Annotated in this window: 2 protein-coding genes; both read left to right on the forward strand. The window is 70.7% G+C overall.

The annotated features are described in order from the left end of the window. The coding region (locus A9X03_RS12690; RefSeq protein WP_068261338.1) for a nuclear transport factor 2 family protein at positions 1 to 271 on the forward strand (271 nt) is incomplete at its 5' end. A 48-nt stretch (positions 272 to 319) separates the two neighbouring features. Beyond that, entirely contained in the window at positions 320 to 1,363 is a 1,044-nt protein-coding gene (locus tag A9X03_RS12695) for an LLM class F420-dependent oxidoreductase (RefSeq protein ID WP_068261339.1), read from the forward strand. The last annotated feature ends 125 nt before the right edge of the window (positions 1,364 to 1,488 follow it).

A 1,488-nucleotide genomic window follows, 5' to 3' on the forward strand; every position in this document is an offset into this window, starting at 1 on the left:
GGTCGACTTCGTGGGTCACTGGCCCGGCCGGGACGTCCACGGTCCCGAGGAGCTTGCGCGGGTCGTCGACGAGACCCGAAACATGATGGCCGACTTGACCTTTGCCATCCAACTGGGACCCTTCGCCGAGGGCGACCTCGTGGCGGGTCGCTGGGTCGGCACGGGCCGCGGGCCCGACGGACCGGTGTCCTTCACCGGCAACGACATCCTGCGGCTGTCGGCAGACGGTCGACGGTTCGCGGAGTACTGGACGGGCAACTCGGCCGGCTGAACTCCGAGCGGCCGCGGCGCCGGGGTGCCGTCGTGGTATCTGTCGTTGATGCGAATCGGGATCGCCCTGGATTATTCGGGCGGCTTTCACCAGGCCGTGGACCGCGTGGTGGAGCTCGAGAAGGCCGGCATCGACATCGCCGTGGTGGCCGAGGCGTACGCCTTCGACGCCGTCAGCCAGCTCGGGTACCTGGCGGCCAAGACGAACACCGTCGAGTTGGCCTCGGGGGTTTTCCCCATCTACATCCGCACCCCCTCGCTGCTGGCGATGACGGCCGCGGGGCTGGATTTCGTGTCCGACGGGCGCTTCCGGCTGGGGATCGGCACGTCGGGGCCGCAGGTGATCGAGGGCTTTCACGGCGTCGAGTTCGACGCGCCGCTGGGCCGCACCCGCGAGATCGTGGAGATCTGCCGCAAGGTGTGGCGGCGGGAACGCCTGCAGCACAACGGCAAGCACTACCAGATCCCGCTGCCGGCCGACCGCGGGACGGGGCTGGGCAAATCGCTGCAGCTCATCAATCATCCCGTGCGCGAACGCATTCCGATCACGATCGCCGCGCTGGGCCCGAAGAACGTCGAGCTGACCGCCGAGATCGCCGAAGGCTGGCAGCCGGTCTTCTATCTGCCGGACAAGGCCGCGTCGGTGTGGGGGGACGCGCTGGCAGCCGGGGCCGCCAAGCGCGATCCCGCGCTGGGGCCGCTGGATGTCATGGTGCACGCGTCGGTGGCGATCGGCGACGACGTGGACGAGCGGCTGGCGTGGGTCAAGCCGCAGCTGGGCCTCTACCTCGGCGGGATGGGCGCCAAGGGCCGCAATTTCTATCACGCCCTGGCGACGCGCTACGGGTTCGGCGAGGTCGCCGACCGCATCCAGGAGCTGTACCTGTCCGGCCGCAAAAAGGAGGCCATCGACGCGGTGCCGGACGAGCTGGTGCGCGGCATGTCGCTGGTCGGCCCGCGCGATTACGTCGCCGAGCGCCTGGCCGCCTTCGCCGAGGCCGGTGTGACGACGCTGCTGCTCAGCCCGCTGGCCACCGACCGCGCCGAATCCGTGCGCTTCGTCGAGGACGTGCTGCACATCCGCCCGGCCTGAGCCATCACTGCCCCGCCTGCGGCAGCTGGTCCGCGGCGATCTCGCAGGGCGTCTTCCCATCGGTCGCCGGCGGCACGGGCCCGCCCGCCGCGGGAGGGGCAACCGGTGGCGGTGGGTTGGCCGGC

Source organism: Mycobacterium sp. E1715, from assembly GCF_001667625.1.
GTDB lineage: Bacteria > Actinomycetota > Actinomycetes > Mycobacteriales > Mycobacteriaceae > Mycobacterium.